The 2792-nt window shown below is 72.5% G+C and carries 1 protein-coding gene; it reads left to right on the top strand.

The features are described 5' to 3' along the window. Positions 1–90: 90 nt before the first annotated feature. A partial coding sequence (locus AB0I54_RS48015; protein WP_363302734.1) for an acyltransferase domain-containing protein occupies positions 91–2792 on the top strand: 2702 nt, incomplete at its 3' end.

The following is a 2792-nucleotide window of genomic DNA, read 5'->3' as shown; positions in this document are numbered from 1 at the left end:
ACGGCGGGGCCGGGTGTGACCCGTGGCGCCGCGGAGGCTGCCAAGAGTCCGGTGTTTGTGTTCTCGGGTGAGGGTTCGCAGTGGGTGGGTATGGCTCGCGGGCTGCTGGATGCTTCGCCGGTGTTTGCGGGGCGGATGGCGGAGTGTGCGGCGGCGTTGGAGCCGCACATCGACTGGTCGTTGCTGTCGGTGGTGCGGGGTGAGGAGGGTGCGCCGTTGCTCGACCGGGTCGATGTCGGTCAGCCGGTGTTGTTCGCGGTGATGGTGTCGTTGGCGGCGGTGTGGGAGTCGTACGGGGTGCGCCCGTCCGCTGTGGTGGGGCACTCGCGGGGTGAGATCGCGGCGGCGTGCGTGGCCGGTGCCTTGTCCCTGCCCGATGCCGCCGAACTGATCGCGGCGCGGGGCCGGGTGCTGGTGCAGGCAAGCGGCACCGGCGCGATGGTGTCGGTCGCTTTGCCCGCCGGGCAGGTGCGGGAGCGGCTGTCGGGTGGGCTGGAGATCGCGGCGGAGAACGGGCCCGCGTCCGTCGTCGTGGCCGGTGAGCCGGCCGAGGTGGCCGGGTTCAGGGAAGCCTGTGAGCGGGACGGTATCCGTGTCCGTCAGGTCAGCGATGAATTCGCCTTCCACACAAGTCAGATGGAGGGGATTGGCGGGGAGTTGGCGGCGGCGGTTGCGTCGTTGTCTCCGCGTGCGGCCGGGGTGCCGTTGTATTCGACGGTGACCGGCGACCTACTGGACACCACCATCATGGACGCCGACTACTGGCGGCGGAATCTGCGGGAGCCGGTGCGCTTCGAGGCCGCCGTACGGTCCTTGCTCGGCGCGGGTCATGGGTTGTTCATCGAGGTCAGTCCGCATCCGGTGCTGACCGGTGCGGTGCAGCAGACGGCCGAGACGCTGGACGCCACGGCGGTGGCGCTCGGCACGCTGCGGCGGGACGAGGACGACCACGAGCGGCTGCTGACGAGCCTGGCCCAGGCATACGTCCACGGCGCGGACGTCGACTGGTCCGAGGTGTTCGACGGCTCCGGCGCGCGCCGGGTGGAACTGCCCACGTATGCCTTCCAGCGCCAGCGGTACTGGCTGGAGGCTGCCACCGGTGCGGCGGATGTCGCGTCCGCCGGTCTGGGCACGGCCGGGCATCCGCTGCTGGGCGCGTCGGTCAGTGTCGCGGAGGCGGATGCCGTCGTGGTGCTGACCGGTCGGTTGTCGCTGCACACGCACGCGTGGCTGGCGGACCACGCCATCGGGGGGTCGGTGCTGCTGCCGGGCACGGCCTTCGTGGAGCTGGTGCTGCGTGCCGGTGACGAGGTCGGTGGCGACGTGGTGGAAGAGCTGACCCTGTACGCCCCGCTGGTGATCCCGGCTGCCGGGGCGGTCCAGGTGCAGGTGGTCGTCGGGGAGACGGCCAACGGGCGGTGGCCCGTCGGTGTCTACTCCCGGATCGAGGACGACCAGTCGCCCGCCGAGTGGGTGCAGCACGCGGGCGGAACTCTGGTCGTCGGCGACCGTGCCGAGCCCGGCTTCGAGCTGACGCAGTGGCCGCCCGCAGGTGCCGAACCGGTGCCGGTGGACGACTTCTACGCGATGCTGGCGGAGGCCGGATACGCGTACGGGCCCGTGTTCCAGGGACTGCGCGCCGTGTGGCGGCAGGGGGACGACGTCTTCGCCGAGGTCGTGCTGCCGTCCGACGCCGCGGCGCAAGCAGGACGGTTCGGCATCCACCCCGCCCTGCTCGACGCGGCCCTGCAGACCATGGCCCTTCAGGCACTCACCGACGGTGAGATCATCCTGCCGTTCTCCTGGTCCGGTGTCCGGCTGCACGCCGTCGGCGGCTCCGCGCTGCGGGTCCGGCTGACGCGTACCGCGCCCGACGCCGTGGCCGTGGCCATCGCCGACACGGCGGGCGCGCCCGTCATCTCGGTCGACACCCTCACCATGCGCGAGGCCACGCCGGAGCAGCTGTCCACGGCCTCCCGTGGCGACGACGGGCTGCTGGGAGTGGAGTGGGTGCCCGTGGTCTCTTCGGCTGTTCAACCGGTGCTGCTGGCGGAGTGGGCCGAAGGCGTCGCGCTCCCCGATGGCACCGACGGCGCGGGGGCGGTGGTCCTGGACTGCCGGACGGGCGAGGCGGCGTTCACGGAGGCGAACGTGCCGGGGGCGGTCTCCGCCGAGGTACGCCGGGTGCTGGCCGCCGTACAGGAATGGCTGGCGCGGCCGGATACGGCTGGATTCCCGCTCGTGGTGGTCACGCGCGGCGCGGTGAGCACCGCATCCGACGACGACGTGACCGACCTGGCGGGCGCCGCCGTGTGGGGTCTGGTGCGCTCGGCGCAGAGCGAGCACCCCGGACGGCTGCTGCTGGTCGACGCGGACGCGGCTGCGGACGTGCCCTCGGCGGTGGCCGCCGCCCTCGCGGCCGGAGAGCCTCAACTGGCCGTAGGCGGCGACCAGATACGGGCGGCTCGGCTGACCCGGATACGGGCCGCTGAGGGAGACGAGCCCTCGGTGTGGTCGGCGGAGGGAACGGTGCTGATCACTGGTGGTACGGGGACGCTTGGCAGTTTGGTGGCACGCCATCTGGTGCGGCGGTGGGGTGTGCGGCGCCTGCTGCTCGTCAGCCGTCGTGGCCCCAGTGCGCCGGGCGCCGGGGAACTGGCCGAGGAACTGGCGTCGCTGGGTGCCCGGGTCGATGTGGTGGCGTGCGACGTGTCCGACCGGCAGGCGCTGGCGGATGTGCTGGCCGGGGTGTCGCTGTCGGCGGTGGTGCACACGGCCGGTGTGCTGCGGGA

Origin of the sequence: Streptomyces sp. NPDC050625 (assembly GCF_040654755.1) — a bacterium.
Classification (GTDB): domain Bacteria; phylum Actinomycetota; class Actinomycetes; order Streptomycetales; family Streptomycetaceae; genus Streptomyces.
The sequence above is the reverse complement of the archived record's forward strand: the minus strand, read 5'-3'. Positions and strand labels throughout refer to the sequence as shown.